The following is a 26,725-nucleotide window of genomic DNA, read 5'->3' on the forward strand; positions in this document are numbered from 1 at the left end:
CGAAAGCGCCCGCCGAAGCCCGGCGGGCGCCCGATGGCACGCCCGGACCCGCCGCCGCGAGCCCGCAGGTCCTGGCGGACCCCGGCCGTCGCGGCGGGCGAGCCGGAATCACTTCTGCGCGCCGCCGGCCTGGACGGCGATGAACTGGGTCTGGGTGCCGCGCCGGACCAGCAGCATCACCGTCTGCCCGGACTGGGTCCCGGCCAGGGCCCGGTTCAACGCCGCGGCGCTGCCGACCTGGGTGCGGCCGACCGACAGGATCACGTCGCCCTGGCGCACCCCGGCCTCGCCGGCCGAGTCGCCCGGATCGCGCACCACCACGCCCTCGCCCGGCTTCAGGCCCAGGCGCTGGCGCGCGGCCGGATCGACGTCCTGGGCGACGATGCCCAGGGCGTTGCTCTTGGACTCGGGCGCGGCGGAGTCGCCGGAACGGTTCGGAGCATCGCCCCCGGTCAGCCCGGCAGCGGAGGCGCCGTCGAGTTCGTTGACGGCCACGGTCAGCTCGACGCTCTTGCCGTCGCGCAGCACCGTCAGCCTGGCCTTGGACCCGGGCGCGATGTTGCCGATCAGCGGCGGCAGATCGCTGGATTCGTAAATCTTCGTGCCGTTGACCGAGCGGATGACATCGCCCGGCACCAGCCCGGCCTTGTCCGCCGGGCCGCCCGGCAGAACCTGGTTGATCAGCGCGCCGGCGCTGTCGGGCAGCTTGAAGCCGGCCACCTTCTCGGCGGTCAGCGGTTCGACCACCACGCCGAGCTGGCCGCGGCTGACCTTGCCCTTGGCCCGCAACTGCTCGGCCGAGTTCATCGCCACGTCGATCGGAATGGCGAAGCTCACGCCCATGTAGCCGCCGGAGTTGGAGAAGATCTGCGAGTTGATGCCGACCACCTCGCCGCTGGTGTTGAGCAGCGGGCCGCCGGAGTTGCCCTGGTTGATCGCCACGTCGGTCTGGATGAAGGGCACGTAGCGCTGATCGGGCGCATACGGGTTGCTGCGGCCGACCGCGCTGACGATGCCGGCGGTGACCGAGTGATCCAGGCCGAAGGGCGAGCCGATCGCGACCACCCACTGCCCGGCCTTGGTCAGGCTGGCGTTGGCGGTGCGCAGGAACGGCAGGTCCTTGGCGTCGATCTTGAGCAGAGCCACGTCGGACTGCTCATCGCTGCCGATCACCTTGGCCTTGAACTCGCGGCGGTCGGTGAGCTTGACGGTGACCGTGTCGGCGCCATCGACGACGTGGTGATTGGTCAGCACGTAACCGTCCTGCGAAATCAGGAAGCCGCTGCCGATCGAACGCGCGCCGCCGCGCGGCTGGCGCGGGTTCTGCCCACCGCCGCCGGGACCGCCGGGGATGCCGTCCGGGCCGAAGAAGCGGCGGAAGAACTCCGGAATCTGGTCCTCATCGGGGATCTGCTGCTGGCCGCGCGCGGTGCGCTCGCGCTTGGGCGTGACCTCGGCGCTGATGTTGACCACCGCCGGCCCGACCCGTTGCACCAGGTTGGTGAAGTCCGGAAGACCGGCGACCAGCGGCGCCGCCGGCGTGGCCGCGGGCGGCGGCGCGATCGGCGTAGCCGGCGGCTGCGCGGTGCACGCGACCGGCAGGGCGGCGACGATCGCGCCGACCAGCATCAGCGAATGCAGAGGGCGACTGCGCAGGCGGCGGTCGGCGGAAAGACTCGTGGAAAGGCGGTTCATCGTCAGGCGATTCATTAGGCTGCGACCTCGATTACGACGTAGTTTTTCCGGGGAAAGGGACAAGCAGAAGGCAACACGGGTCCATTGCGCGGGTATGGCGCGCATCGAGCGGGGTTTGACGTTGATTGTTTCGGAAGCGCCCGGCCGTCGTGGACGGCGCGGGCGTTGCGCAAGCGGCTAAGGCCGGCGCGGCACAGGCAGCTTAGGGCTGCGGCTGCGGCCGTTCCTGGACCGATGGCCGGGTTCGCGCGTCTTCGGCCGAAACGGCCGGCTCGAACGGGTAGAACGAAGGCGAACTCAACCCGCCGTTGCCGTAGCTGGCGGCGTAACCGCTGCCGGCGGACTGGTAATTAGGCAGCGCTGCGCGCGGCCACGGGCGCGAGGCCGGCGCTTCGCTCTGCTGCGGACGGAACGGATTGGCGTGCGCCGCGGCATCGGCCACCACGACCGGCGTCGCGGCGCCGGCGGCGGCCGCGATCTGCAGCGGCGGTTGCAGGCTCTGGCGCTCGGAGGCGCGCACCGCGGCGCGCTGGCTCTGGCCGCGCGAACGGCGTTCGTTGAGGCGGCGCGGGATTTCTGCGACCGCGATCGCGCCGGCGGCGATGCCCGAGGCATCGGCCGAGGTCAGCGAAGGCTCGCCTTGCGCAGGCGCGGCGGCCAGCGCTTCGGCCGGAGCCGGAACCGGCGCGGGAATGGGATTGGGCTGCGGCGTCTGCGCGACAGTCGCGGACTGCGCCGCCACCTGCGCCGGATCGCTCGCACCGCCGGCGGCATCGTCGGAGAACGGCCGCGCCACGAACAAGGCCGCGACCGCGACCGATGCGGCCAGGGCCGCGCCGCCGATCCAGCCACGACGCGAACCCGCCGCGCGGCGCGGCTTCAGGCCGGCGTCGGCTTGCGGCAGCGCATCGCGCGAGGCCTGCAGCGCCGCGTCGGCGGCGATGGCCGCGGCCACGCGGTCGGCGAAGCCGGTGCCGGCGAAGCCCGGCGCGGCGCTGCCGCGGGCGTGGCCGCGCAGCACGTCGCCGCACAGCTGCCAGCGGCCGCAGGTCTCGCGCCACTGCGCATCGTGACCGAGCCGCTTGTGCGCGAAGCGCGCGGCATCGTCGTCGAGCTCGCCGTCGAACAGCGCGCTCAAGTTTTCGCGATCATCGCTATGGAAAGAGGTCGATGCCATCAGTGAGCGCGCTCCCGGCTGCGTTGGGTACCTGGATCTTGATTGTCCAAGAGGGGCCGAAGTTCCGTATCGATCGCCTCGCGGGCGCGGAAGATCCGCGAACGCACGGTGCCGATCGGGCAGGCCATCTTCTGCGCGATTTCTTCGTAGCTCAGGCCGTCCACCTCGCGCAGGGTGATCGCGGACCTCAACTCCTCCGGCAGGGATTCGACCACGCGCATCACGGTGCGTTCGATTTCCTGCCGCAGCAGCTCATGTTCGGGCGTATCGGTATCGCGCAGGCGCATGCCGGTCTCGAACTGCTCGGCGTCGCCGGCGTCGATATCGTCGGTCGGCGGGCGGCGGTTCTGCGCTACCAGATAGTTTTTGGCGGTATTCACGGCGATCCGGTGCAACCACGTATAGAACTGGGCGTCGCCGCGGAAATTCGCCATCGCGCGGTAAGCGCGGATGAAGGTTTCCTGGGCCACGTCCTGGCATTCGCTCCAGTCGGGGATGTAGCGCCCGATCAGCGCGGTGATCCGATGCTGGTACTTGCGTACCAAGGCATCGAAGGCCGTGCTGTCGCCGCGCTGGACACGCCTGACCAGCTCCTGGTCCAACAACTCGTTATCGGCCATACCGCGCCGGCACTCCTGTCAGCTCGGCCATGGCCGAACAATGGGACAACCCTGTCGGGGAAAAAGTTCAATCGCAGGATTAATGGGGCCACCGGCGACTGCTCGCAACCGCCAAGTGTCACACATGCCGCGACGGACCGGCCGGACGGGCCCCAAACCGGCTCCGGCGGCGGCCGATTTGACGGCAGCGAAACAAGATCGGGATGATAGCGGTCTATTCCATACCTGAACGGATGGTGCGGCATGACTGCAGCCCTCGACGGCCTCCCCGCGTTTGACGGCTTACGCGCCCGGCACTGGCACACCGAATTGCGCGAGGACGGCGTATTGGTGCTGTCCTTCGACCGCGAAGGATCGCCGGTCAACACCTTCGCACAGGAAGTGCTGATCGAACTCGACGGCCTGCTCGAGCGCCTGGCGCTGGACCCGCCCAAGGGCCTGGTGCTGCGCTCGGCCAAGGCCAGCGGCTTCATCGCCGGCGCCGACATCAAGGAATTCCAGGCCTTCGACGAGAAAGGCACGGTCGGCGACGCGATCCGTCGCGGCCAGCAGGTGTTCCAGCGCCTGGCCGAGCTGCCCTGCCCCACGGTCGCGGCCATCCACGGCTTCTGCATGGGCGGCGGCACCGAGATCTCGCTGGCCTGCCGCTACCGCGTCGCCAGCACCGATCCGTCCACCCGCATCGGCCTGCCGGAAGTGAAGCTGGGCATCTACCCCGGCTGGGGCGGCAGCGTGCGCCTGCCGCGCCTGGTCGGCGCGCCGGCCGCGTTCGACATGATGCTGACCGGCCGCGCCCTGTCGGCCTCGGCCGCGCGCGCGATCGGCTTGGTCGATAAGACCGCCGAGGCGGCCGTGCTGGTCGATACCGCCGCCGCGTTGGCTTTGCGCGGCGACGAGCGTCCGTTCAAGCAGCGCTTCATGGGTTGGGCGACCAACACCTGGATCGCGCGCAAGATCCTCGCGCCGATGCTGGTCAAGCAGGTCGCGCGCAAGGCCAAGAAGGACCACTACCCCGCGCCGTACGTGCTGATCTCGACCTGGGAGCGCACCGGCGGCGGCATCCAGGCCAAGCTCGCGGCCGAGCGCAAGTCGGTGGTGAAGCTGTCGGGCACGCCGACCGCGCGCAATCTCATTCGCGTGTTCTTCCTGCAAGAGCGCCTCAAGGGCCAGGGCGGCAAGGACCACCGGATCAAGAACGTGCACGTGGTCGGCGCCGGCGTGATGGGCGGCGACATCGCCGCGTGGTCGGCCTACAAGGGCTTCGAAGTCACCCTGAGCGATCGCGAGCAGCGCTTCATCGACGCCGCGCTGGAGCGCGCGCAGGAACTGTTCGCCAAGAAGGTCAAGGACGAGGCCAAGCGTCCGGCGGTGGCGGCGCGGCTGAAAGGCGATCTGGGCGGCGACGGCGCCGACATCGCCGATCTGGTCATCGAAGCGATCATCGAAAAGCCCGAGGCCAAGCGCGATCTGTACGCGCAGGTCGAGCCGCGGCTGAAGCCCGATGCGTTGTTGACCACCAACACCTCGTCGATTCCGCTCGACGAATTGCGCGAACACATCCAGCGCCCGGCCCAGTTCGGCGGCCTGCACTATTTCAATCCGGTGGCGTTGATGCCGCTGGTGGAAATCATCCGTCACGACGCGATGGCGCCGGAGACCGAGCAGCGCCTGGCGGCGTTCTGCAAGGCCATCGACAAGCTGCCGGTGCCGGTCGCGGGCACGCCGGGCTTCCTGGTCAACCGCGTGCTGTTCCCGTACATGCTCGAAGCCGGCACCGCCTTCGCCGAGGGCATTCCGGGTCCGGCGATCGACAAGGCCGCGGTCAAGTTCGGCATGCCGATGGGTCCGATCGAACTGATCGACACCGTAGGCCTGGACGTCGCCGCCGGCGTCGGCGCCGAACTCGCGCCCTTCCTCGGCCTGACCGTCCCGGCCGCCTTGGCCAACGTCGAGCCTAACAAGCGCGGCAAGAAGGATGGTCAGGGCTTGTACAAGTGGGAAAACGGCCGCGCGCAGAAGCCGGAGTTGCCGAAGGACTACAAGGCACCGAACGATCTCGAAGATCGTCTGATCCTGCCGTTGATCAACGAGGCAGTGGCGTGCTTGCACGACGGTGTGGTCAGCGACGGCGATCTGCTCGATGCCGGCGTGATCTTCGGCACCGGTTTCGCTCCGTTCCGCGGTGGTCCGATCCAGTACGTGCGCGAAACCGGGGTGGACAATGTGCTGACCCGTCTGAAGCAGTTGCAGGCGCGTTATGGGGATCGGTTTGCGCCTCGGCAGGGCTGGGATTCGCCGGCTTTGCGCAAGTAAGCGTCGCAGGGTTCATGCAAAAGAAGAAGCCGCGCATTGCGCGGCTTCTTCGTTTCGGGAGATGCCAAACAGGCAGCTAGGAGCTCTTATTGCGGTTGCGGTTGCCGTTGCGGTTGCGGTTGCGGTTGCCGTTGCCGTTGCCGTTGCGGTTGCCGTTGCCGTTGCCGTTGCCGTTGCCGTTGCCGTTGCCGTTGCCAAGATTTTGCTTCGCCTCGGCTTTGTCTTTGCTGTTGCTGGGCGCGGCTAGTAACTCGCGAGACCAGGGACACCCGGAGGGCGGCGCACATGGACGTGCGCCGGGTGCCACCTTGGGCAGGATGCCCAATGTGGCACCTGCCCGCGACAGCTACGCACTCGTGGCTTTTGACTCGAAACAGCCAAAGCGTTTTCTTTGGTTACTTTCTTTGTCGCTTTGGACAAAGAAAGTGACCCGCCGCTCCATGGCGGAAGCTTTAGGCGTTTGATCTTGCTCTGCTCTAGCTCTAGCTCTAGCTCTAGCTCTCGCTCTTGCTTGAGGCTTCTTTTGCTCGTCATTCCCGCGAAAGCGGGAATCCAGCGACTTCAAGCGTTCTCGCACGAAAGGCCCTGGATTCCCGCGTTCGCGGGAATGACGGTAGGAGGGAGTGCGCGGACCTGATTGTTTCAATGAAGCGCTTTCAGGTTCCTTAGAAGCTTCAAGCAAGATCAAGCGCTACAAGCAAGATCAAACGCCACAAGCAAGATCAAACGCTAAAAGCAAGATCAAACGCTAAACGCTTCCGCCATAAAGCGGCGGGTCACTTTCTTTGTCCAAAGCCACAAAGAAAGTAACCAAAGAAAGGGCTTTGGCTGTTTCGAATCAAGAGCCACGAGTGCGGTGCCTGCGCAGGCAGGTACCACATTGGGCATCCTGCCCAAGGTGGCACCCGGCGCACGTCCATGTGCGCCGCCCTCCGGGTGTCCCTGGTCTCGCGAGTTACAGGCGGCGCCTGGCAACAACAAAAACAAAAACAAAGTCGAAGCGAAGCCGAAGCAAAATCTCTGCAACAGCAAAGACAGCGGCAAAGGCAAAGGTAAGGGCAAAAGCAAAGGCAAAGGCGGAGGCGAAGGCGAAGGCGAAGGCGAAGGCAGGGAGCATCGCGATTCCACAGAAACGAAAAAGCCGCGCAATGCGCGGCTTTTTCCAAATATGGCCGATCGACCCGAGACCAAACGCTCGACTACATCGTATGCGTAGGCCGCTCCGCCCCCAACGTCCCCGCCAGCAACGCCTCGATCTTCCCCTTGACCGCATCGCCCTCCGCCGTCTCGGCGAACTGCACGCCGATGCCCGCCGCGCGATGCCCCTGCGCCCCGGTCGGCGTCACCCATACGACCTTGCCCGCCACCGGCAGACGCTCGGTGGACTCGGGCAACGTCAGCAGCAGGAAGACCTCGTCGCCGAGGAAATAACGCTTGGGCGTGGCGATGAAAATGCCGCCGTATTTCAGGAACGGCATGTACGCGCTGTACAGCGCCGCCTTGTCCTTGATCGTCAGCGACAAAATACCCTGCCGCGCTGCGCCCGCCGTTGCATTCATGCCCTGCTCCCTGCCCCGGCGCGGCGGCTTTCGTCCGCGCGCCAGGCCATCAACAATTCCACTACCGCCAGATCCGCGCGCACCGTGGTTCGCAACAGGTCGCGGGTCCGGTTGGCGCGATCGAACCAAGTCGCAAGACTGCGCGCGCGCGCCGGGTCGGTCAAGCCGGAAGCGGCCTCGGCGAGCGCGATGTCCGACGCGTGTCGCAGACGCAGGGCCGCGTGCTCGTCGCCGGTCCAGCGCTGCGCGACTTCCGGCGCCGAGGTTTCGCCGCGCGCGAGCTTGCTCAGATCGGCGGCGACTTCGCGGCGCAGCTTGAGTCCGTCGCCGCTCAACCATTCGTGCGCCAGGCCCGGATGTCCGCGCGCGGCGTCGAAGGCTTCGCGGGTGGCGGCGTCGCCATGGCCCTGCGCTTGCAGCCACGCCAACGCCTCCTCCGGCTGCGGCAGGCGGAACTCCAGGCGCTGACAGCGGCTGCGGATCGTCGCCGGCAGGCGCGCCGGATGCGAGCTCACCAGCCACAGATAACGGCCCGGCACCGGCTCTTCCAGGGTCTTGAGCAAGGCGTTGCAGGCGGCGGTATTGATCGAATCGGCCGGATCGATGATCGCGATTTGGGCGCCGCCGTATTGCGGTGTCAGCGACAGGCGCTCGGACAGATTGCGGATCTGCTCGATCACGATCTCGGTGCGCAGCCGCGTGCCTTCCTTGTTCGGAACGAAGCTGACCAGCTGATAGTCCGGATGGGTTCCGGCCGCCAGCAGCAGACAACTGCGGCAACGGCCGCAGGGATCGCCCTGGGCGCTGCGCTCGCGGCACAGCAGGCCGTGGGCAAGACGCTCGGCGACCGCGCGCTTGCCCAACTGCGCCGGGCCGCAGAACAGCAGGCCGTGGCCCAGGCGGCCGGCGCCGATGGAGGCCTTGGCCTGATCGTAGATACGTTGCTGCCAGGGCGCGAACACCGCGCTCATCGCACAGCCTCCGTGGCCGCGAGCAGCGCGCGCAGACGCGCGACGGCTTGCGCGGCGACCGCGTCGGCCGGCTGGCTCGCGTCGATCACTTCGAAACGTTGCGGTTCGGCCACGGCGCGATCGCGATAGCCCTGGCGCACGCGTTCGAAGAAATCGTTGCGCTCGCCTTCGATGCGATCGGCGGCGCCGCGGCCGCGCATGCGCTGCAGGCCGACTTCGACCGGCACATCCAGCAGCAAGGTCAGCGCGGGCCGGATACCGACCACGCGCCGCTCCAGGTCGGCGATGAAATCCAGGTCCAAGCCGCGGCCGGCGCCCTGATAGGCGTAGCTGGCATCGGTGAAGCGATCGCTGACCACCCAGGCGCCGCGCTGCAGCGCCGGCAGGATGGTCGCGCGCACGTGCTGGGCGCGCGCGGCGAAGGCCAGCAGCAGTTCGGTTTCGGCGACGGCCGGTTCGTGATGGGTGTCGAGCATCAGGCCGCGGATCTGCTCGGCCAGCGGCGTGCCGCCGGGCTCGCGGGTGTAGACCGCTTCGATGCCGGCCGCTTCGAGCGCGCCGCGCAAGGCGGCCAGCACGGTCGATTTGCCGGCGCCTTCGCCGCCTTCCAGAGTGATCAGGCGCGGCTGCGTGGACAAGGTCATCGCGTCGCTCCCGGCGGCGCGGCCGGGGCCTGCGTTGCATTCGGGTCGGCGCTGGATTCTTCCAGCAGCGCCTTGCCTTCCTCGGGCTGCCCGCGGGTCTGATTCTGCCGGTAGCGCTGCAGATACAGCCGCACGTTGGCCTGATGCTGGGCATAGGTCGCGGCGAACAGGCTGCGGCCGCTGCCGTCGCCGGAGGCGACGAAGAACAACGCATCGCCCGGCGCCGGATTGGCGGTCGCCTTGAGCGCGGCCAGGCCCGGCATCGCGATCGGCGTCGGCGGCAGGCCGACGCGGGTGTAGGTGTTGTACGGCGTATCGGTCTGCAGATCGCGCTTGCGGATGTTGCCGTCGTAGCCCGGGCCGATGCCGTAGATCACGGTCGGATCGGTCTCCAGCTTCATGCCCAGCTTGAGCCGGCGCTCGAACAGACCGGCGATCTGCGAACGCTCGGCGGGAATGCCGGTTTCCTTCTCGACGATCGACGCCATGATCAGCAGCTCGGCCGGGCTCTTGAGCACGCTGTCCTTGTCGCGCGCCTTCCAGGCCGCGGCGACCGCCTTGTCCATCGAGTCGGCGGCGCGTTTGAGCACGTCCACGTCGCTGTCGCCGCCGGTGTACTGGTAAGTCTCCGGCAGGAAGCGGCCTTCCGGATGCTGGCCGGCGCGGCCGATTTCCTTCATCAGCGCCGAATCGTCGAGCTGCCCGGCGCGCTGCTTGAGCGGCGTGGCGCGCGCCAGCGCGGCGCGCAGGTCGCGCATGTTCCAGCCTTCGACGATGGTGAAGCGATGGCTGATGACCCGGCCGTCGCGCATCGCGATCAGCAGCGCGCGCGGGCTGGTGCCCGGTTCCAGCGAATACTCGCCGACCTGCAGGCGCCCGGCCGCGCCGAGCTGCTTGGCCAGCGCGCGCCATTGCAGTTGCTCGGCCTGATCGCCTTCGCCCTGGTTCACGCCGAGCGCGCGCAGCTTGCGCACCACCACCGGCAGCGAGTCGCCGCGCTCGACCAGCAGGGTCTGCCCGGTCTGCAATCCGTTCATCGGCGCGTTGGCGAAGCCTTCGTAGCGCTGCCACAGCCACAGACCGGCCGCGGCCAGCGCCGCCAGCAGCAACACGATCACGATCAGACAACCGCAGCCACGCTTGCGGCCTTTTTCCTTTGCTGCCACGAAACCTCCTAAACGATGCGGACCCGCCGCGCCGGCGCGGACCGCCGTCCGCGCGGGCGGCGGCTCAGTCTGCGACCGGGACGAAGGCGGGATGGGCCGCGCCGAGCCGGCGCCGCAGCCCGGCCAGGGCCGGATGCGGCGCCCATTGCCGCTCGCCGAGCCGCGCCACGGGCAGGATACCGCGCACGGCGTTGCACAGGAAAATCGCCTCGGCGCGTTGCAGATCCTCCGGGTTCAGGCGCTCGACCCGGGCCTGGGCGATCTCGAGCAGGAATTCGCGGCAAATCCCGGCGACGCCGCAACGATCCAGCGGCGGCGTGCGCCATTGCCCGTCGATCAGCGCGAACACATTGGCCGCGGTCGCGCAGACCACCTCGCCGGCCCGATCGCGCAGCAGGCCTTCGTCGATCGCCGGATCGTCCCATTCCGCGCGCGCCAGCACCTGTTCGAGCCGATTGCAGTGCTTCAGGCCGGCCAGGGCCGGCTGCTCGGACAGGCGCAGATCGCACCAGCGCAGGGTCAGCCCGTCGGCCGGCGGCGCCGGCGGCAGCGGATGGCGCGACAAGACCCAGATCGGCCGCGCCTGCGCCGGCGGCGCGTAGCCGCGCCCGCCTTCGCCGCGGCTGAGGATCAGCTTGAGCACCGCATCGGCGCCGTCGAGCATCGCCGCGGCCTGCTCGCGCACGCAGTCCTGATCGGGCAGCGCCAGGCGCAGGCGCTGGGCGCCGCGCGACAGCCGCGCCCAATGCGCATCCCACCACGGCAGCTGGCCGCGATGCGCGCGCAGGGTTTCGAACAGGCCGTCGCCGTAGGCGTGGCCGCGGTCGAACGGCGACAGCGCGTCGATGCGTTGATCGCCGCGGAAAACCCGGGCTTGGTTCATGGCGGCGGTCGTCATGGCGGGCATCCTACGCGTTGCCGCGCGGGTTGTAGAAACGCGTTGCGCGGGAAATCCGCGGCCGCGAAAACGACAAGGCCCGCGCGGACCGAAGTCGGCGCGGGCCCGGCCCAGCGCGCTGGCGGTCAGATCCGCTTGAACACCAGCGTGCCGTTGGTGCCGCCGAAGCCGAAGCCGTTGGACACGGTGATATCGACCTTGGCGTCGCGCGCGGTGTTGGGCACGTAATCCAGGTCGCAGCCCTCGCCCGCTTCGTCCAGGTTGATGGTCGGCGGGATGATGTTGTGATGCAGCGCCAACACCGAGAAGATCGCCTCGGCGCCGCCGGCCGCGCCGAGCAGGTGGCCGGTCATCGACTTGGTCGAGCTGACCATGGTCTTGTAGGCGTGGTCGCCCAGCGCGCGCTTGATCGCCAGCGTTTCGGCCAGATCGCCGAGCGGCGTGGAGGTGCCGTGCGCGTTGAGGTAACCCACTTCGTCGGCATTGATGCCGGCGTCCTTGAGCGCGGCGACCATGCAGCGCGCCGGGCCTTCGCCGTTCTCGCTGGGCGCGGTCATGTGGAACGCGTCGGAGGTGGCGCCGAAACCGGCCAGCTCGCAATAGATGCGCGCGCCGCGCGCCTTGGCGCGCTCGTACTCTTCCAGCACCAGGATGCCGGCGCCGTCGCCGAGCACGAAACCGTCGCGTTCCTTGTCCCACGGCCGCGAGGCGCGGGTCGGATCGTCGTTGCGCGTGGACATCGCCTTCATCGAGCAGAAGCCGCCGACCGAGGTCGGCGAGGAGCCGCGCTCGGCGCCGCCGGCGACCATGACGTCGGCATCGCCGTACTGGATCATGCGCATGGCCATGCCGATGGAATGGTTGGACGTGGCGCAGGCCGATACGGCGGAGAAATTCGGCCCCTTGATGCCGGTCAGCAGCGAGACCTGGCCGGGCAGCATGTTGATGATGGTGCTGGGCACGTAGAACGGCGAAATCTTGCGCGGGCCGCCTTCGTGGTACTTGATGGTCTGCTCTTCGATGCCGAGCAGGCCGCCGATGCCCGAGCCGATCAGCGCGCCGATGCGCTCGGCGTTGGAATCGTCGACGACGATGCCGGCGTCCTGCAGCGCCATCAGCGATGCGGCGACGCCGTAATGGATGAACTCTTCCATCTTCTTCGCGTCCTTCGTGCTCACCCCGAAGCGGGTGATGTCGAAGTCGCGTACTTCGCCGGCGATGCGGGTGGTGAACAGCGCCGGGTCGAAATGAGTGATCGGGCCGATGCCCGAGCGGCCGTTGACGATGCCGTCCCAGCTGCTGGCGACATCGTTGCCCAGCGGGGAGATCAGGCCGAGGCCGGTGACGACCACGCGGCGATTGAAGGAACGGTTGGACATGCAGCGTTACCTCTGTTGAATCCGTCTGCGTACGCTACGCCGGCGTACTGACCGGCCGTAAAAGCACGGGGCCGCAATGCGGCCCCGAGTTGTTGCTCATAGATCGGTCACGATGCATGCGCAACGGTTGCTGCGCGAGGACCGCACGCGTTTCAGGCACGTGCGGCCTTCGCTCAGGCGCCTTACGACTTGACGTGCGCCTTGACGTAATCGATCGCCTGCTGCACCGAGGTGATCTTCTCGGCTTCTTCATCCGGAATCTCGCACTCGAACTCTTCTTCGAGTGCCATCACCAGCTCGACGGTGTCGAGCGAATCTGCGCCGAGGTCGTCGACGAACGAAGCGTTGTTGGTGACTTCTTCTTCCTTGACGCCGAGTTGTTCGACCACGATCTTCTTGACGCGTTCTTCGATGCTGCTCATGGATGTTGCTCCTCCCGTGAGGGGTTTTTCGATGGAATAGTCTAATGGAATCGAGAGGTTTCGCGAGGCCGGCCCCCGGCCTGTTGGAAACCCCTTAGGGTTCAATCGCTTACCAGCCTACGCCAAGGCGTCAGGGCATGTACATGCCGCCGTTGACGTGGAGTGTTTCGCCGGTGATGTAGGCCGCCCCGGGGCTGGCCAGGAACGCCACCGCCCGGGCGATGTCGGCCGGTTCGCCGAAGCGGCCCAGCGCGATCTGGTCGAGCATGGCCTTCTTCGCGTCTTCGGGCAGCTCGCGGGTCATGTCGGTGTCGATGAAACCGGGCGCCACGACATTGACCGTGACGCCGCGGCTGCCGATCTCGCGCGCCATCGATTTGCTGAAGGCGATCACGCCGGCCTTGGCCGCGGCGTAGTTGGCCTGGCCGGCATTGCCGGTCACGCCGACCACCGAGGCGATATTGATGATGCGGCCCTTGCGCGCCTTCATCATCGTGCGCATCACCGCCTTGCTGGTGCGGTAGACGCTGCTCAGGTTGGTGTCGAGGATGGCCTGCCAGTCGTCGTCCTTCATCCGCATCAGCAGGTTGTCGCGGGTGATGCCGGCGTTGTTGACCAGGATCGAGATCGCGCCGATGTCCTTGCTGACGCCGTCGATCAGCGCTTCGATCGAGGCGGCCTGCGCCACGTCGACGACGCGGCCGTGGCCGCCGTGCGCGGCCAGGCGCGCGGCGATGGCCTGGGCGCCGGCTTCGCTGGTCGCGGTGCCGATCACGGTCGCGCCCTGCGCGGCCAGTTCATCGGCGATGGCTGCGCCGATGCCGCGGCTGGCGCCGGTCACCAAGGCGATTTCGCCCGAAAGCGGGGGGGTGCTCATGCATTCACTCCGTTCAAAACATACTCCGGTGCGGGCTGGGACGGCGCGCGGACGCGAGATCGGGCGGGCCCCGATCCAATCGGGTTACGGCTGTCGGCCCAGCGCCGTGGCCGTCGCCGCGAGGGCGCCGGGCCGGACGATGTTGCGACCGCAGCAAAGCGTACAGGCTGGGAAGGGAGTTGAGTAGCGCACGCAGGACCGCCCGGCGGGGCGCGCCGGGCCGTGTCACGGATGGAATACGACCGCGCGCGCAGGCGGTCTGTGCGCTGGTCGCACACATCGCTCAACGTGACCCAGGCCGCGTACCTGCGCGCCACGGCGCCGCAATACTCGCCGTTCAGCATGATCGAACCGGCGCCGCCGTTCGCGCGCGCGCCGTCGCTGCCCTTCCCGACCCCACTCTTCCTTCCGAGGCGCGAGCCATGACCGCCAGTCGCAGACGTTACGAAAACAAGGTAGTGCTGATCACCGGCGGCGCCACCGGCATCGGCAAGATCACCTCGGCCGCCTTTGCCCACGAGGGCGCGACGGTGGTGTTCACCGACCTGTCGGCCGAACACGGCCCGGCCTTCGAGGCGCAGCTTCGCGAACACGGCGGCCAGGCGCATTTCGTCCAGTCCGACGTTACCGACCCGGTCCAGTCCGAACGCCTGGTCGCCGACATCGCGCAGCGTTTCGGCCGCCTGGACGTGGCGGTCAACAACGCCGGCGGCATCCTGGCGCCGGACGAATTGGGCACGGGCGTTCACGACACCCTGGAAGAGGGCTGGGACCGCAATATCGCCTTGAATCTCAGCGGCGTGTTCCTGGGCATGAAGTACCAGATCCGGCAAATGCTCAAGCAGGGCGGCGGCGCCATCGTCAACACCGGTTCGATCGCCGGCATGGTGGTCGATGTGGACTTCACCAGCCTGTCCTACAGCACCGCCAAGGCCGGCATGATCCACATGAGCAAATGGGCGGCGGTGAAGTATGCGAAGGACCATATCCGGGTGAACGTGGTGGCTCCGGCGGCGGTGGCCACCGAAGCGACCAAGGCCTTCCTGAGCGATGAAATGAAGTCTTTCCTGGCCGGCCAGTCGCCGATGCAGCGCATGTCCGAGCCGGAGGAAATCGCCAACGCCACCTTGTGGCTGTGTTCGGACGAGGCTTACGGCGTCACCGGCGTGACCTTGCCGGTGGACGGCGGCATCGCGGCGAAGTAAACGCGGCGCGCTCGCGCGGCTCAGCGCCAGTCGGCGAGCGCGCTTTCGAATTCGCCCGGCGTTCCGATCGCGCGGCCTTCGATGGCCTTGTCGATGCGCTTGACCAACCCGGCCAACACCTTGCCGGGGCCGCATTCGGCGATGCGCTCGACCCCGCGCGCCGACAGCGCCTGCACGCAACCGGTCCAGCGCACCGGCAGATACAGCTGGCGCACCAGCGCCTCGCGGATCGCCTCGAGGTTGTCGTGGACCTGGGCATCGACGTTCTGCACCACCGGCAGCGCCGGCGCGCGCCAGTTCAAACCGGCCATGGCTTCGCCCAGGCGGTTGGCGGCTTCGCGCATCAGCGGCGTATGCGAGGGCACGCTGACGGCGAGCTTGACCGCCTTGCGCACGCCGGCCTCGGCCAGGCGGATCAGCGCCTTATCGACCGCGTCGGCATGGCCGCCGATCACGATCTGGCCCGGCGAGTTGTAATTGGCCGGCACCACGACCTGCGCGCCCGACACGGCCTGGCAGATCTCCTCGACCAGCGCGTCCTCGGCGCCGAGCACCGCGGCCATCGCGCCGACGCCGGCCGGCGCGGCTTCCTGCATCAACTGGCCGCGCAGGCGCACCAGATGCGCGCCGTCGCGCAGCGACAAGGCGCCGGCCGCGACCAGCGCGGTGTATTCGCCCAGGCTGTGACCGGCCAGCACCGACGGCTGTGCGCCGCCTTGGGCCTGCCACACGCGCCACACCGCCACGCCGGCCGCGAGCAGCGCCGGCTGGGTGTATTCGGTGCGATTGAGCATTTCTTCCGGGCCGCCCTGGCTCAGCGCCCACAGGTCCGCGCCGGCACCGTCGCTGGCTTCGCTGAACGCCTCGCGGACTTGCGGATGCAATTCCGACAACTCGGCCAGCATGCCCAGCGATTGCGAGCCTTGGCCCGGAAAGACGAAAGAAAGTCGCTGATCGCTCACGCGTGCTGCCGAATCGGTGTGGAGGGCGAATGATACGGGCGAAAAGCGGCGATCGTCTGTACCCGGCGGTACGGGGTCACGCAGCGTCGCAAAGTGACGTGAGCGGTGATGGGCGAAGCGGCGCTGGCCGTCGTCGCGGCGCGATCGGATCGGCGCGTGGATTCAGCCGTTTTACGCATCGATTAGTCATGGCGAAATCGATCGGCGCCACGCCGATGCGTTCGCGTTGCAAACCGATGCGAACTTGCGCAGCGCCGGCGCAATTTCACCAATGCGCATGAAACCTTTCGACGGTTTTCGACTGCGTGCACGCATCGCATTACGCGCGTGACGTCCGACGCGCGCGCACGAAAACGGCGGCTTTCGCCGCCGTTCGTTCGAATCCGGATGCTGTCGCCGAGAGCGCCGCGGCGCCCTCGCCGGCTCAGTAGCGCAGCAGCGCCGAGCCCCAGGTGAAACCGCCGCCGAACGCTTCCAGCAGCAGCAACTGGCCGCGCTGGACCTTGCCCGAGCGCACCGCTTCGTCCAGCGCCAACGGCACCGAACCCGAAGACGTGTTGCCGTGGCGGTCGACGGTCACGATCACGCGGTCCATCGGCATGTCCAGGCGCTTGGCCGTGGCTTCGATGATGCGCAGGTTGGCCTGGTGCGGGATCAGCCAGTCGATTTCGTGACGATCCAGGCCGTTGGCTTCAAGGGTCTCTTCGACCACCGAGTCCAAAGCCTTGACCGCGTACTTGAACACTTCGTTGCCGGTCATCAGCACTTTGACGCCGGCGTTGTGTTCTTCCGGCTTGAAGCCGACCGAAACGCCGACCGGATTCCACAGCAGCTCTTTCTTGCCGCCGTCGGCGTGCAGATGGGTGCTGAGGATGCCGGTTTCGCTGTCGGCCTTGAGCACCACCGCGCCGGCGCCGTCGCCGAACAGCACGCAGGTCGCGCGGTCGCTCCAGTCGAGCATGCGGGTGAGGGTTTCCGAGCCGACCACGAGCACGGTCTTGGACGCGCCGGAACGGATGAACTTGTCCGCGACGGTCAGCGCATAGACGAAGCCCGAGCAGGCCGCGTTGACGTCGAACGCCGCGCAGCCGTTGGCGCCCAGGCGGTGCTGCAGCAGGCAGGCGCTGGACGGGAAAATCAGGTCCGGGGTGGTGGTTCCGAAAACGATCAGGTCGATCTCGGAGGCGTCCACGCCGGCGGCTTCAAGCGCGCGCGTGGCGGCATGGAAGGCCAGGTCGACCGTGGTCTCGCCTTCGGCGGCGACATGACGCTCGCGGATGCCGGTGCGGCTGACGATCCATTCGTCGCTGGTTTCGACGAATTGGGCGAGGTCGGCGTTGGTCAACACCTTTTCCGGCAGGTAGCTGCCGGTACCCGCGATACGGGCGTAAATCCGATCTGTCATCACCACTCCGCGCAGTTGCCGTGCGGCGACCCGGGCGGCAGGCGTCGTTCGATCGGACGCAGACCCGCGCGGACCACCGGAAAACAGGACCGCCAGCCTGAGCTGGCGGTAGAACGAGGCCGCGGCGGCCGCAGGTCTGTTGTCACGCGGACGCGTCCGGGGAGGACGGTCCGATCGGTGCCGGCCCGATGCGATGAGGCATCGTCTCCGGCCCAGATCGGCGGCGACGCGCACCCGTCGGGGGCGCGGCGCGGCGTGCGGGAAGAGGCTTACTCTTCGTCGGCGACCGTCGAGGACTTGGTGTCGATGACCTTCTTGCCACGGTAGTAACCGTCGGCGGTCACGTGGTGGCGGATGTGGGTCTCGCCGGTGGTCGGGTCGGTGGCCAGCTGCTTGCTGGTCAGCGCGTCATGGGCGCGGCGCTGGCCGCGGCGGGACGGGGAAACGCGGGACTTCTGAACAGCCATGATCTTGCTCCGGAAAAGCGGTCGAAACCTGAGGTGGATAGCGTTAGCCCGATTAGCAGGAGCTTGCTGACTCGCCTGCAGGTCGGAGTGGAACGATGTGAAACGAATACTTGCGTCAGTTCTTTTTCTTCAGCGAGGACAGTCCCGCGAACGGGTTGACGCTGTCCAGCTCGGCCTGCGGGGCCGGCCAGTCGGCTTCGACCGCCTCGCTGCCCGGCGCTATCGGCACCACCGGCACGGCGAGGATCAGCTCGTCCTCGACCAGTTCCGCGGCCCGCAGCATGCCGTCTTCGGGCATCAGCAACGGCTCGTAACCTTCCGGCAGCGAGGCTTCGTCGGCCTCGTCGCGGATCAGCCCCAGGCGCTGGACGATCTGCACCGGCAACAGGAACCGTTCCAGCGTGCGCTGGCACAGCAACGGCAGTTCGGTGTCGATCTTCAGCTCGACATAGGGGACTTTCAGTGAATCGCTGTCGAAATCCAGCGAGTAATCCACGAAGCCCTGCGTATCGAGCAGCACGCCTTGCAACCGGGTCAGGGCCGACAACGGCAGACGGCCTTCCACACCGCGCCGTGCCGCCACCAGGCGCCAGGCATCCAAAGCTTCGGGCACCCGCCCAGGTGGTACATGCGCTGACATAAGCCGCGGAATGTTAGAGACCGTGCGGGGCGCTGTCAAACCGTAAGCCCCGGCCGGCGCAGGGATTTGCCGCCGGCCGGGCCGGACGTGCAGACTTCCGGCCATTGTTCCCGCGTCGAGCCCCACCTTGACCAACCTCCTGTTCATGATTCTGGCCGTGCTGGTGGCGTCGTCCGTGGCCCTGCTGTTGTACCTGCCGGTGCGGCGCCAGCGGGCGATGCGCGAGGTTCTGGACGCCGCCGACGCGCTGGAAGCCCGCCTGCGCGCGGCCCGGGCCGAGATCGAAGCGGTCGCCGGCGACGAAGGCCGCGACCCGGTCGGCGACGCCATGCGCGAGATGCTGCGCCAGCGCCTGTGGCTGCGCGACCACGGCCGCCGCGCCAGCCTGAACCAGCTGGTCGAGGTGCGCGCCTCGATCGACGACGCCCGCAGCCGGATCGAGCAGCAGCTGAACAAGATCGAGCAGGCGCGGGCCGCGCCGCTGGCCTGATGGTCGCGATGTGCTCTGAGACTGCGCCTCTGCGATAGCCGCCCATCTGCGTAGCGCGCCGCTCGGCGCGTCGCCCCGGACGGCGGGATCGCCCGCGCCGTCACACTCTTCTCTTGAGCTCCCGCATGCCCGCCCCTCTCCTGCTCGCCTCCACCTCGGTCTACCGCCGCGAACTGCTGACCCGGCTGGGCCTGCCGTTCGATGTCGCGCGGCCGGACACGGACGAAACCCCGCGGCCCGGCGAGGCCCCGGCCGCTCTGGCCCAGCGCCTCGCCGTGGCCAAAGCCGCGGCGGTCGCGGCCCAGCATCAGCAGGCCTGGGTGATCGGTTCGGACCAGGTCGCCGAGTTCGACGGCCAGCCGATCGGCAAACCCGGCGGTCGCGACGGCGCGCTGGCGCAACTGGCGGCGATGTCGGGCCGCGAAGTGCGTTTCATGACCGGCCTGTGCGTGGCGCGGCATGCGCAGACGCCGCTGACCGCGCTGGACATCACGGTCGTGCGCTTTCGCCGGCTCAGCGGCGCGGAGATCGAACGCTATGTCGATGCCGAGCAGCCTTACGACTGCGCCGGCAGTTTCAAATCGGAAGGATTGGGGATCGCCTTGTTCGATGCGATCGAATCGAGCGATCCGACGGCGTTGATCGGCCTGCCGCTGATCGCGACGGCGCGGCTGTTGCGTGAGGCTGGGTATTCGTTGCCCTGAGCGTTGCGGCAAAACGCCCCACGCAGCCCCGAAGTCTTTTGTAGGAGGGGCTTCAGCCCCGATGCTTTTCGATCAGCCGCGATGCCACTACAGCCACTGATCGAAAAGCATCGGGGCTGAAGCCCCTCCCACAAAAGTCGCCCTCCACAAAAGCCGCCCTCCCACAAAATCAGCCGCAGCCACAAAGCAAGCTTGGCCACGCAACGCTCAGCGCCGCCCCACCTCGATCGGCTGCTCCGCCCAATCTTCGACACTGCCGTCGCGCCCATGCAGGCGCAGCCCCAGCCAATGCCGGCCAGCCGGCTCGGCATCGAGCGCGACCTTGGCGGTGAAACCGACCCTGGGATGCTGCGGATCGCTCGAACGGCTGCCATCGGCGAGCTTCCAGTATTCGCGCACGCCCGGCAGTTCGCCGCCGTACTCGGCCTGAGCGACGACGCGGCCGTCGAGCATCACCTCCACGCGCTGCAGACCGACGCCGTCCTTGAACGCCCAGCCGCCGACCTGGAATTCGCGCCCGACCTTGCGCCCCGCCGCCGGCGTATCGATCCAGGCCATCGCCGGCGTGGTGCACGCGCCTTCGCGCGGCTTGCCGTCGAAGGCGAACAACGCGAAACGCTGGCGGCCGTGATCGATGTTGATCGTCTGCGGCGGCGGCAACGGCCCGACCATCGCGCACAAGTCGTGATAGCGCTGCAGCAGGTTCTTGTATTCGACCTCGGTCACGCCCACCACCAACAGCACCGGCTTGCCGTCCCAGTCGGCGCGGCCGGCGCTGTGCAATCCCCATAACTGCAACTGCGGCGCGCGGCCGTGCTTGTGGTTGATCGGATGATCGAGCACGGCGATGCGCGGATCGTCCAGGGCGAAACCCAGCTCGGCGCCGACCTTGAAATTGTCCGCGACGATGCGCGTGCCCGCCGGCATCGCTTGTTGCCGCGCGCGCACCTTGCGCGCGAGTTCATCCCAGCCGGCGAAATTGGACGGATACCATTTCTCGCCGGCGCTGCGCGCGCGCAGTTCCGGCATCGACACCGCGACGTAGTAGCCGAGCATCGCCAGCAAGGTCGCGCCGGCCAGTCCCGCGGTCAGGCCGCGCGCCCAGCCGGGCCAGCGCGCCAGCACCATCGGCAGCAGCGGCAGCAGCGCCAGGAATCCCGGCAGCGGCCAGTGGAAGCTGACCCGCTCGGTGTCGGCGAAGAAACCCAGCACGAAGAAGCCCAGCACCACCAGGCTGCCCAGCAGCGCCAGATAGCGCGTCACCGGCGAGGGATCGCGCGCGCCGCGCCAGCCGGCGAGCGCGAGCGCGGCGAACAGCAGCGGAGTGACCAGCAGCGCCTGGATCGCGATGAACCACAGGCCATCGACATGGAACGACCACGGATGCCGTTCGACCAACTGGAAACGCAGGCCGGCGTCGGCGTTGTCCATGTTCCACGCCACCAGCGGCGCCCAGGCCGAGGCGCCGATGGCGACGGCGATGATCACCCGCACATCGCGCAGCGCGCGGCGGCCCTCGGGCAGCAGCATCAGCGCGACGAAGCCGACTGCGATCACGGCGATGAAGCGGTAATGGCTCAACGCGCCCAGGGCGAGGCCGGCGGCGAGTTCGACCGCGCTGCGCGCATCGACCTCGCGCAACAGCCGCGCGCCCGCGTCCAGGCACAGCAAGGTCGCCAGCGCCATCATCGCGTCGGGCAAGGCGAGCACGCCCAGCGTGCCCGACAGCGGCAGCAGCAAACCGTAGCAACCGGCGAGCCAACCGCTGCGCTCGCCGAATTCGCGCGCGGCGATGCGCGCCAACAGCCACGGCACCAGCGCGGCGATCAACAGAAACGGCGCGCGCAGGGCCAAGGTGTGATTGCCGCCCAGCTCCACGCCCAGCCGCGCCAGCCAGGCGGTCAGTCCGGGCAGGTCCGAGTATGCGGCGGCCGGATGACGGCCTTCCTGCCAGTAAAACGCCTCATCGACGAACAAGGGCAGCTTCGCGGCGACGGCGAGCTTGAGCAGCAACACCAGCGTCCACAACGCCCAGAACATCTTGCGCATCGCGCTGGCTTCGTCCTTGTCCCGCATCGGCACCCGACCTCGCTACACTCTGGATGGATTTCGACCCGCCGCGGCGGCGTCGGTTCGCGGCAGGTCCGCGCTCGGCTCGCTTCCGCTGCCGCATGGCGATGCGCGCTTTCGGGCGCGACCGCCGGCGACGGTTTGTTGACGCGCATCCCAGAAGTCCGGCATCGAGCCGCGCTTCGGGCTGTCTCGGCGCGAACCGCGCGCGATCATGCCAACCACGCAGCGCCGGCATGCATTGCGCCGCGATCGCCGCAGACGCACGCGGCGAGCCACGCTCGACCTTACAGACTCAGGATCCAGGCAAGATGACGGCAGGCCCGATAATCGCAAGCAAGACCGCGCCGAGCGGCGCGCACCTCAACGCGAGCATCCTAACCGATGGCCTGCGCGCGGCCCTGGAACAAGCCCAGGCCCAGGTCAACAGCCTGGTGCTGGGCAAGGCGCAGGCGGTACGGCTGGCCTTCGTCGCGCTGTTCTCCGACGGGCATCTGCTGATCGAGGATCTGCCGGGCCTGGGCAAGACCACGCTCGCGCACGCGCTGGCCGCGACCTTGGGCCTGGAATTTCAGCGCGTGCAGTTCACCTCCGATCTTCTGCCGGCCGACGTGGTCGGCGTGTCGGTGTTCGATCCGACCTCGCGCCAGTTCGAGTTCCACTCCGGCCCGGTGTTCACCCAGGTGCTGCTGGCGGACGAAATCAACCGCGCGCCGCCGCGCACCCAGAGCGCGCTGCTGGAAGCGATGGCCGAGCATCAGGTCACCGTGGACGGCCGCACCCATGCCCTGCCCGATCCGTTCTTCGTGATCGCCACGCAGAACCCGGTGGATCTGTCCGGCACCTATCCCCTGCCCGATTCGCAGCTCGACCGCTTCCTGCTGCGCCTGCAGCTGGGGTATCCGGACGAAGCCGCCGAGCGCGACCTGCTGGCCGGCGCCGACCGCCGCAATCTGATCGCCCAGACCCGGCCGGTGCTGAGCGGCGAGGACGTGCTAGCGGTGCGCCGCGCGGTCGATGCGGTGTATGTCGGCGAATCGTTGATCGCCTACGTGCAGGCGCTGCTTGCGCGCAGCCGCAAGCACCCGGGCGTGCGCGTGGGCCTGTCCCCGCGCGCGGGCCTGGCGCTGTTGCGCGCATCGCGCGCCTACGCGCTGCTGCTGGGCCGCGCCCACGTGGTGCCCGAGGACGTGCAGGCCTTGTTCGCCGCGGTCGCCTCGCATCGCCTGGTGGCCGAAGCCGATGCCGCGCCGGACATCGCCAAATCCATCCTCTACGCGGTCGCGGTGGACTGAGCGCGGCGATGGCGGCCCGGCCGGATCCACACGCCCACGGCGCAGCGGCCGCGAGTTCGCTGCGCGCGCGTTATGCGCGGGCGATGCGCTCACGCATGCTGTCGCTGACCCGGCCGCGCCGGCCCGAGCCGTTGCCGGCGCGGTTCGACCGCCGCCGCATCTACGTGCTGCCGACCGGGTTCGGCGCGTTCTACGGCGCCTTGCTGGCGGCGATGCTGATGGGTGCGCTGAACTACAACAACAACCCGGCCTTCCTGCTGGCGCTGCTGCTCGGCGGCGCCGGGCTGGCCAGCCTGATCGCGGCGCAGTTGCAACTGGCCGGGCTCAGCATCGTCGCCATCGACGCCGAACCGGTTCCGGCCGGCACGCCGCTGCTGGTGCGCGTGCATGCGCGCGCCGCGCCCGATCGCATTCGCCGCGGCCTGCGCGTGGACGATGTCGGCGCGCTGGGCGCCGAGCCGGCCCGGCTGGATCTGGATCAGGGCGCCGGCGAAGCCGAACTGCGCATCGCCACCTATCGACGCGGCTGGCTCGACTTGCCCAAGCTGCGCGTATCCACCACCCGCCCGCTGGGCCTGGCGCGGGCCTGGTCGCACGTGTGGCCGGAAGCGCCGCTGCTGGTGTACCCGATGCCGGAACTGCAGGGCCCGCCGCTGCCACTCGGCGGCGGCGATCAGGCGGTGACGCGGCTGCATCCCAGCGGCGACGACGTGCACCACCTGCGCGCGTATCGCCCCGGCGACGCGCGCCGGGCGATCGCGTGGAAGCATTCGGCGCGCCGCGACATGCTGCTGGTGCGCGAATACGAGCAACCGCTCGGCGCCGATGTCGAACTGGAATGGCAGCGCCTGACCGGCCTCAATCAGGAAGCGCGCATCTCGCGGCTGGCGCGTTGGGTCGATGAGGCCGAACGCGACGGCTGCCGTTATCGCCTGAGCCTGCCGAATCAGCCCGCGCTCGGCCCCGGCAACGGTGCCGCCCACCGTCACGCCTGCCTGCGCGCCCTGGCGCTGATGCCGCATGGCTGAGTCGCACGCCGCCGCTTTGGAACCGACCTCGCGGCGCTGGGCGCTGCTGGCCGGCGCGAGCTGCCTGTTGCCGCTGCTGCTGCAGTTGCCGCTGCAGATCGCGATTGCGATCGCCGCCGTCGGCATCGGCGTGGGCGTGTTGTCCTGGCGCAAGCCGCTGCCGGCGCTGCTGCGGCTGACGATGGTGATCGGCTTGGTCGGCGCGGTGTTGCTGATGACCCACTTCGCCATCGGCCGCGACACCGGCTGCGCCCTGCTCGCGGCGATGTTCGCGCTCAAGCCGTCGGAGACCTACACCCTGCGCGATGCGCGCAGCCTGATCGGCTTCGCCCTGTTCGGCCCGTTCGCCACGTTTCTGCTCGATCAGGGCCCGATGTCGCTGGCGCTGGGCATGGCCGCGGCGGTGTTCTCGCTGGCGACTTTGCAGCGTCTGGCGGAAATCGAATCGCGTCCGCCCCCCGGCCGCGCCGCCGAGCCGTCGCTGACGCATTGGCAACGCCTGTTCGCGATCGGCCGCCTGATCGGCATCGGCCTGCCGCTGGCGCTGGCGGTGTTCTGGTTGTTCCCGCGCCTGAGTTCGCCCTTGTGGGGCGTGCCCGACCGCGCGCTGGCGCGGCCCGGCCTGTCGGACCGGATGTCGCCGGGCGAGATGGTCGATCTGATGAACGACGAGACGGTGACCCTGCGCGCGCGCTTCAACGGGCGCGCGCCGCCGACCTCGCAGATGTACTGGCGCGGGCCGGTGCTATGGAACTTCGACGGCCGCACCTGGACCCAGCCGCGCTGGTTCCGCAGCATTCCCGCGGCCGAGACGACGCCGTCCAAGACGGTGTGGGATTACGAACTGGAAGTCGAACCCACCGACGATCGCCAGTTCGTCGCCCTCGACCTGCCGCTGGCCGCGCCGGCCAACGCGCAGCTGTCGCTGGATCACGGCATCTTCGCCCAGCGCCCGCTCAGCGCGCTCAGCCGCTGGCATATCCGTTCTTCGCCGCCGGCCGCGTACGAGCCGCAACTGCGCTCGGTGCTGCGCCGCGCCGCACTGGATCTGCCGCGCGGCTACAACCCGCGCACGCTGGCGCTGGCCCAGCGCTGGCGCGCCGAGGCCGGCGCCAACGATGCCGCCATCGTCGATCGGGCGATGACGATGATCCATCGCGAATTCGCCTACACCCTGGCTACGCCGCTGCTCGGCCGCAATTCGGTGGACGAGTTCCTGTTCGATCAGAAAGCCGGTTTCTGCGAGCACTTCAGTTCCTCGTTCGTGGTGCTGATGCGCGCCGCCGGCATTCCCGCGCGGGTGGTCACCGGTTACGCCGGCGGCTACTACAACCCGGTCGGCGGCTACTGGCTGGTGCGCCGTTCCGACGCGCACGCCTGGGCCGAGGTCTGGCTGCAGGGACGCGGCTGGGTGCGGGTCGATCCGACCGCAGCGGTGGCGCCCGAGCGCATCTACGACACCCTGGCCGACCGCACGCCGGGCGCGGGCGGCATGTTCGGCGGGATCGGCGCGGCGACGCCGTTGTTCAATCTCAGCGACTGGGCCCGCCGCGGCTGGAACGACTTCGTGCTCGGCTTCGACGCCAGCCGCCAGGAGCGGCTGTTGCAGCCGTTCGGCGTGGACAAGCTGGACAGCGGCAAGCTGATCGCGCTGTTCGTGCTGTTCGCCAGCGCCGCCGGCGCGTGGATGGTCTGGCTCAGCAGCCGCGGCGAGCGCCAGCGCGACCCGGTCCTGCGCGCCTGGCATGCGCTCGGCCGGCGCTACCGCAAGCTCGGCCTGCAGCGCGAACCGCACGAGCCGGCGCTGGCCTGGGCTGAACGTGTCGGAAAGGCGCGTCCGGATTTGGGCATAAGCCTGTTGCAACTCAGCCAACAGTTCAGCGATTGGCGGTACGCTGATGGCCAACCCGGGCGGCGCGAGGCCCGAGAACTGCGCAACGAACTGGTCCGGGCGCTACGCGCGCACCGCCCGGCCCGAACAGGAGAACGTCGATGAAGCTCCGTCTTGCCTTGATAGCCGCCGGCGCAGCGCTGCTCAGCGCCTGCGTCTCGGCGCCCCAACCGCTGCAGGGGGCGTTTTCCGCCCTCACCCCGGCCGACGCGACCGCCACCGACAGCACCGGCTCCGTGGTGCGCTGGGGCGGCCGTATCGTCAATGTGGAACCGCAGGCCAACCGCACCTGCTTCGAAATGATCTCGACCCGCCTGGGCGATTCCGCGCGCCCGTACTGGGCCACCGACGACACCGGCGGCCGCTTCCTGGCCTGCCGTACCGGTTTCTACGATCCGGCGTTGTTCGAGAAGAACCGCGAGGTGACCTTCACCGGCCGCATCGCCGGTTACGAATCGCGCCGCATCGGCGAATACGACTACCGTTTCCCGCGCTTGGACGCCGACGTGGTTTATCTGTGGCCGGTGCGCCAGCAGGTGGACGTGATCGAACGCCCGGCGCCGTGGCCGTGGTGGGGCTGGTGGTGAGCCGCGGGCGATAAGTCATCGCCATGTGATGGACCGGAGGCGCGAAAGCGCCTTCGGTCGTTTTGGGCTCGTGGTTTTTGGGGGCGCGCCCTGTCAAATAGCCCCCTTTGAAAAGGGTCTTAGGAAGCAAAGCTGCCCCATAACGCAGCTATCTTCCTGAAATGCAAAAGAAAAACAGGTATTACCGCCGTTCGAAAATCAGCGAGGCCCGATTTCGGGCGCTCGTGCGCTGTTGGTCACTGGATCTCACCGCCACCAAC

27 protein-coding genes and 1 pseudogene are annotated in these 26,725 nt (G+C 68.5%); 10 read left to right on the plus strand and 18 right to left on the minus strand.

Annotated elements, in window-relative coordinates:
• Positions 1 to 108 precede the first annotated feature (108 nt).
• From AB4Y92_RS21570 to rpoE, 3 genes are all read right to left on the minus strand, one after another.
• A complete protein-coding gene (locus AB4Y92_RS21570; protein WP_441821547.1) occupies positions 109 to 1,629 on the minus strand; it encodes a DegQ family serine endoprotease in 1,521 nt (506 codons plus the stop codon).
• A 268-nt stretch (positions 1,630 to 1,897) separates the two neighbouring features.
• A complete protein-coding gene (locus tag AB4Y92_RS21575; protein WP_441821526.1) occupies positions 1,898 to 2,872 on the minus strand; it encodes a sigma-E factor negative regulatory protein in 975 nt (324 codons plus the stop codon).
• Entirely contained in the window at positions 2,872 to 3,492 is a 621-nt protein-coding gene (gene rpoE / locus AB4Y92_RS21580; RefSeq protein WP_057942362.1) for an RNA polymerase sigma factor RpoE, read from the minus strand. The genes AB4Y92_RS21575 and rpoE overlap by 1 nt, the downstream gene beginning before the upstream one ends.
• Positions 3,493 to 3,735: 243 nt before the next feature.
• Here rpoE and AB4Y92_RS21585 point away from each other — a divergent pair, with 243 nt between their 5' ends.
• Positions 3,736 to 5,805, plus strand: a complete 2,070-nt coding sequence (locus AB4Y92_RS21585) for a 3-hydroxyacyl-CoA dehydrogenase NAD-binding domain-containing protein (RefSeq protein WP_441821527.1) — start codon at positions 3,736 to 3,738, stop codon at positions 5,803 to 5,805.
• Between the two features lie 76 nt (positions 5,806 to 5,881).
• Here AB4Y92_RS21585 and AB4Y92_RS21590 read toward each other — a convergent pair whose 3' ends face one another.
• The 10 genes from AB4Y92_RS21590 to fabG all read right to left on the minus strand — a co-directional run bounded on the left by AB4Y92_RS21590 (position 5,882) and on the right by fabG (position 13,721).
• On the minus strand, positions 5,882 to 6,130 hold the full coding sequence (locus AB4Y92_RS21590; protein ID WP_441821528.1) for a hypothetical protein: 249 nt from the start codon (positions 6,128 to 6,130) through the stop codon (positions 5,882 to 5,884).
• A gap of 630 nt (positions 6,131 to 6,760) precedes the next feature.
• Positions 6,761 to 6,922 (minus strand): hypothetical protein, encoded by a 162-nt coding sequence (locus AB4Y92_RS21595; RefSeq protein WP_441821529.1) that lies wholly within the window; start codon positions 6,920 to 6,922, stop codon positions 6,761 to 6,763.
• Positions 6,923 to 7,004: 82 nt separating this feature from the next.
• Positions 7,005 to 7,364 carry a PilZ domain-containing protein gene (locus AB4Y92_RS21600; protein WP_057942360.1) on the minus strand — a complete coding sequence of 120 codons (360 nt, stop codon included), beginning with the start codon at positions 7,362 to 7,364 and terminating at the stop codon, positions 7,005 to 7,007.
• On the minus strand, positions 7,361 to 8,335 hold the full coding sequence (locus tag AB4Y92_RS21605; RefSeq protein ID WP_441821530.1) for a DNA polymerase III subunit delta': 975 nt from the start codon (positions 8,333 to 8,335) through the stop codon (positions 7,361 to 7,363). Before AB4Y92_RS21605 ends, AB4Y92_RS21600 begins: the two co-directional genes overlap by 4 nt.
• Positions 8,332 to 8,979 (minus strand): dTMP kinase, encoded by a 648-nt coding sequence (gene tmk, locus AB4Y92_RS21610; protein WP_441821531.1) that lies wholly within the window; start codon positions 8,977 to 8,979, stop codon positions 8,332 to 8,334. The genes AB4Y92_RS21605 and tmk overlap by 4 nt, the downstream gene beginning before the upstream one ends.
• Positions 8,976 to 10,145 (minus strand): endolytic transglycosylase MltG, encoded by a 1,170-nt coding sequence (mltG, locus tag AB4Y92_RS21615; RefSeq protein ID WP_441821532.1) that lies wholly within the window; start codon positions 10,143 to 10,145, stop codon positions 8,976 to 8,978. The genes tmk and mltG overlap by 4 nt, the downstream gene beginning before the upstream one ends.
• Positions 10,146 to 10,209: 64 nt before the next feature.
• Positions 10,210 to 11,043: an aminodeoxychorismate lyase gene (pabC, locus tag AB4Y92_RS21620; protein ID WP_441821533.1), complete on the minus strand. Its 834-nt coding sequence runs from the start codon at positions 11,041 to 11,043 to the stop codon at positions 10,210 to 10,212.
• A 125-nt stretch (positions 11,044 to 11,168) separates the two neighbouring features.
• The gene (fabF, locus tag AB4Y92_RS21625) at positions 11,169 to 12,422 is read right to left on the minus strand and encodes a beta-ketoacyl-ACP synthase II (RefSeq protein WP_057942357.1); all 1,254 of its coding nucleotides are present in this window, start codon (positions 12,420 to 12,422) and stop codon (positions 11,169 to 11,171) included.
• Positions 12,423 to 12,604: 182 nt separating this feature from the next.
• Positions 12,605 to 12,844 (minus strand): acyl carrier protein, encoded by a 240-nt coding sequence (gene acpP / locus AB4Y92_RS21630; RefSeq protein WP_031373652.1) that lies wholly within the window; start codon positions 12,842 to 12,844, stop codon positions 12,605 to 12,607.
• A 130-nt stretch (positions 12,845 to 12,974) separates the two neighbouring features.
• Complete coding sequence (fabG, locus tag AB4Y92_RS21635) at positions 12,975 to 13,721, minus strand: 3-oxoacyl-ACP reductase FabG (RefSeq protein ID WP_441821534.1); 747 nt, start codon at positions 13,719 to 13,721, stop codon at positions 12,975 to 12,977.
• A gap of 231 nt (positions 13,722 to 13,952) precedes the next feature.
• Between fabG and AB4Y92_RS21640 the strand changes: the two genes are divergently transcribed.
• Complete coding sequence (locus AB4Y92_RS21640; protein WP_441821535.1) at positions 13,953 to 14,147, plus strand: hypothetical protein; 195 nt, start codon at positions 13,953 to 13,955, stop codon at positions 14,145 to 14,147.
• Positions 14,144 to 14,926 (plus strand): SDR family NAD(P)-dependent oxidoreductase, encoded by a 783-nt coding sequence (locus tag AB4Y92_RS21645; RefSeq protein WP_441821536.1) that lies wholly within the window; start codon positions 14,144 to 14,146, stop codon positions 14,924 to 14,926. The genes AB4Y92_RS21640 and AB4Y92_RS21645 overlap by 4 nt, the downstream gene beginning before the upstream one ends.
• Before the next feature lie 20 nt (positions 14,927 to 14,946).
• Here the strand turns inward: AB4Y92_RS21645 and fabD are convergent, their stop codons facing one another.
• The 4 genes from fabD to AB4Y92_RS21665 form a co-directional block, all read right to left on the minus strand.
• Complete coding sequence (gene fabD / locus AB4Y92_RS21650; protein WP_441821537.1) at positions 14,947 to 15,888, minus strand: ACP S-malonyltransferase; 942 nt, start codon at positions 15,886 to 15,888, stop codon at positions 14,947 to 14,949.
• Positions 15,889 to 16,312: 424 nt separating this feature from the next.
• The gene (locus AB4Y92_RS21655; protein WP_441821538.1) at positions 16,313 to 17,293 is read right to left on the minus strand and encodes a beta-ketoacyl-ACP synthase III; all 981 of its coding nucleotides are present in this window, start codon (positions 17,291 to 17,293) and stop codon (positions 16,313 to 16,315) included.
• 269 nt (positions 17,294 to 17,562) lie between these two features.
• Positions 17,563 to 17,760: a 50S ribosomal protein L32 gene (gene rpmF / locus AB4Y92_RS21660; protein WP_057942352.1), complete on the minus strand. Its 198-nt coding sequence runs from the start codon at positions 17,758 to 17,760 to the stop codon at positions 17,563 to 17,565.
• Between the two features lie 115 nt (positions 17,761 to 17,875).
• Positions 17,876 to 18,400: a YceD family protein gene (locus tag AB4Y92_RS21665; RefSeq protein ID WP_057942351.1), complete on the minus strand. Its 525-nt coding sequence runs from the start codon at positions 18,398 to 18,400 to the stop codon at positions 17,876 to 17,878.
• A gap of 127 nt (positions 18,401 to 18,527) precedes the next feature.
• On the opposite strand from AB4Y92_RS21665, the gene AB4Y92_RS21670 reads away from it, so the two are divergent.
• Positions 18,528 to 18,890: a hypothetical protein gene (locus tag AB4Y92_RS21670; protein ID WP_441821539.1), complete on the plus strand. Its 363-nt coding sequence runs from the start codon at positions 18,528 to 18,530 to the stop codon at positions 18,888 to 18,890.
• Between the two features lie 125 nt (positions 18,891 to 19,015).
• The gene (locus AB4Y92_RS21675) at positions 19,016 to 19,594 is read left to right on the plus strand and encodes a Maf family protein (protein WP_441821540.1); all 579 of its coding nucleotides are present in this window, start codon (positions 19,016 to 19,018) and stop codon (positions 19,592 to 19,594) included.
• A 207-nt stretch (positions 19,595 to 19,801) separates the two neighbouring features.
• Here AB4Y92_RS21675 and AB4Y92_RS21680 read toward each other — a convergent pair whose 3' ends face one another.
• A complete protein-coding gene (locus AB4Y92_RS21680) occupies positions 19,802 to 21,670 on the minus strand; it encodes an ArnT family glycosyltransferase (protein WP_441821541.1) in 1,869 nt (622 codons plus the stop codon).
• A gap of 305 nt (positions 21,671 to 21,975) precedes the next feature.
• On the opposite strand from AB4Y92_RS21680, the gene AB4Y92_RS21685 reads away from it, so the two are divergent.
• The 5 genes and pseudogenes from AB4Y92_RS21685 to AB4Y92_RS21705 form a co-directional block, all read left to right on the plus strand.
• Positions 21,976 to 22,959, plus strand: a complete 984-nt coding sequence (locus AB4Y92_RS21685; protein ID WP_441821542.1) for an AAA family ATPase — start codon at positions 21,976 to 21,978, stop codon at positions 22,957 to 22,959.
• A 59-nt stretch (positions 22,960 to 23,018) separates the two neighbouring features.
• The gene (locus AB4Y92_RS21690) at positions 23,019 to 23,987 is read left to right on the plus strand and encodes a DUF58 domain-containing protein (protein ID WP_441821548.1); all 969 of its coding nucleotides are present in this window, start codon (positions 23,019 to 23,021) and stop codon (positions 23,985 to 23,987) included.
• Positions 23,980 to 25,983 (plus strand): transglutaminase TgpA family protein, encoded by a 2,004-nt coding sequence (locus tag AB4Y92_RS21695; RefSeq protein ID WP_441821543.1) that lies wholly within the window; start codon positions 23,980 to 23,982, stop codon positions 25,981 to 25,983. Before AB4Y92_RS21690 ends, AB4Y92_RS21695 begins: the two co-directional genes overlap by 8 nt.
• Entirely contained in the window at positions 25,980 to 26,465 is a 486-nt protein-coding gene (locus AB4Y92_RS21700) for a Slp family lipoprotein (RefSeq protein ID WP_441821544.1), read from the plus strand. Before AB4Y92_RS21695 ends, AB4Y92_RS21700 begins: the two co-directional genes overlap by 4 nt.
• A 161-nt stretch (positions 26,466 to 26,626) precedes the next feature.
• Positions 26,627 to 26,725, plus strand: a pseudogene (locus AB4Y92_RS21705) (IS1595 family transposase); the annotation flags it as partial.

Origin of the sequence: Lysobacter sp. TAB13 (genome assembly GCF_052113885.1) — a bacterium.
GTDB classification, from domain to species: domain Bacteria; phylum Pseudomonadota; class Gammaproteobacteria; order Xanthomonadales; family Xanthomonadaceae; genus Lysobacter; species Lysobacter gummosus.

Excerpts from the sequence above, each read along its gene's own strand:
- pabC (WP_441821533.1), bottom strand. The coding sequence starts at position 11,043 with ATGACGACCGCCGCCATGAACCAAGCCCGGGTTTTCCGCGGCGATCAA.
- rpmF (WP_057942352.1), bottom strand. The coding sequence starts at position 17,760 with ATGGCTGTTCAGAAGTCCCGCGTTTCCCCGTCCCGCCGCGGCCAGCGC.
- fabF (WP_057942357.1), bottom strand. The coding sequence starts at position 12,422 with ATGTCCAACCGTTCCTTCAATCGCCGCGTGGTCGTCACCGGCCTCGGC.
- AB4Y92_RS21655 (WP_441821538.1), bottom strand. The coding sequence starts at position 17,293 with ATGACAGATCGGATTTACGCCCGTATCGCGGGTACCGGCAGCTACCTG.
- AB4Y92_RS21605 (WP_441821530.1), bottom strand. The coding sequence starts at position 8,335 with ATGAGCGCGGTGTTCGCGCCCTGGCAGCAACGTATCTACGATCAGGCC.
- rpoE (WP_057942362.1), bottom strand. The coding sequence starts at position 3,492 with ATGGCCGATAACGAGTTGTTGGACCAGGAGCTGGTCAGGCGTGTCCAG.
- AB4Y92_RS21665 (WP_057942351.1), bottom strand. The coding sequence starts at position 18,400 with ATGTCAGCGCATGTACCACCTGGGCGGGTGCCCGAAGCTTTGGATGCC.
- AB4Y92_RS21645 (WP_441821536.1), top strand. The coding sequence starts at position 14,144 with ATGACCGCCAGTCGCAGACGTTACGAAAACAAGGTAGTGCTGATCACC.
- AB4Y92_RS21600 (WP_057942360.1), bottom strand. The coding sequence starts at position 7,364 with ATGAATGCAACGGCGGGCGCAGCGCGGCAGGGTATTTTGTCGCTGACG.
- AB4Y92_RS21695 (WP_441821543.1), top strand. The coding sequence starts at position 23,980 with ATGGCTGAGTCGCACGCCGCCGCTTTGGAACCGACCTCGCGGCGCTGG.
- fabG (WP_441821534.1), bottom strand. The coding sequence starts at position 13,721 with ATGAGCACCCCCCCGCTTTCGGGCGAAATCGCCTTGGTGACCGGCGCC.
- AB4Y92_RS21585 (WP_441821527.1), top strand. The coding sequence starts at position 3,736 with ATGACTGCAGCCCTCGACGGCCTCCCCGCGTTTGACGGCTTACGCGCC.
- AB4Y92_RS21575 (WP_441821526.1), bottom strand. The coding sequence starts at position 2,872 with ATGGCATCGACCTCTTTCCATAGCGATGATCGCGAAAACTTGAGCGCG.
- AB4Y92_RS21595 (WP_441821529.1), bottom strand. The coding sequence starts at position 6,922 with ATGCTCCCTGCCTTCGCCTTCGCCTTCGCCTTCGCCTCCGCCTTTGCC.
- AB4Y92_RS21685 (WP_441821542.1), top strand. The coding sequence starts at position 21,976 with ATGACGGCAGGCCCGATAATCGCAAGCAAGACCGCGCCGAGCGGCGCG.
- AB4Y92_RS21675 (WP_441821540.1), top strand. The coding sequence starts at position 19,016 with ATGCCCGCCCCTCTCCTGCTCGCCTCCACCTCGGTCTACCGCCGCGAA.
- acpP (WP_031373652.1), bottom strand. The coding sequence starts at position 12,844 with ATGAGCAGCATCGAAGAACGCGTCAAGAAGATCGTGGTCGAACAACTC.
- tmk (WP_441821531.1), bottom strand. The coding sequence starts at position 8,979 with ATGACCTTGTCCACGCAGCCGCGCCTGATCACTCTGGAAGGCGGCGAA.
- AB4Y92_RS21680 (WP_441821541.1), bottom strand. The coding sequence starts at position 21,670 with ATGCGGGACAAGGACGAAGCCAGCGCGATGCGCAAGATGTTCTGGGCG.
- AB4Y92_RS21570 (WP_441821547.1), bottom strand. The coding sequence starts at position 1,629 with ATGCTGGTCGGCGCGATCGTCGCCGCCCTGCCGGTCGCGTGCACCGCG.
- AB4Y92_RS21640 (WP_441821535.1), top strand. The coding sequence starts at position 13,953 with ATGGAATACGACCGCGCGCGCAGGCGGTCTGTGCGCTGGTCGCACACA.
- AB4Y92_RS21700 (WP_441821544.1), top strand. The coding sequence starts at position 25,980 with ATGAAGCTCCGTCTTGCCTTGATAGCCGCCGGCGCAGCGCTGCTCAGC.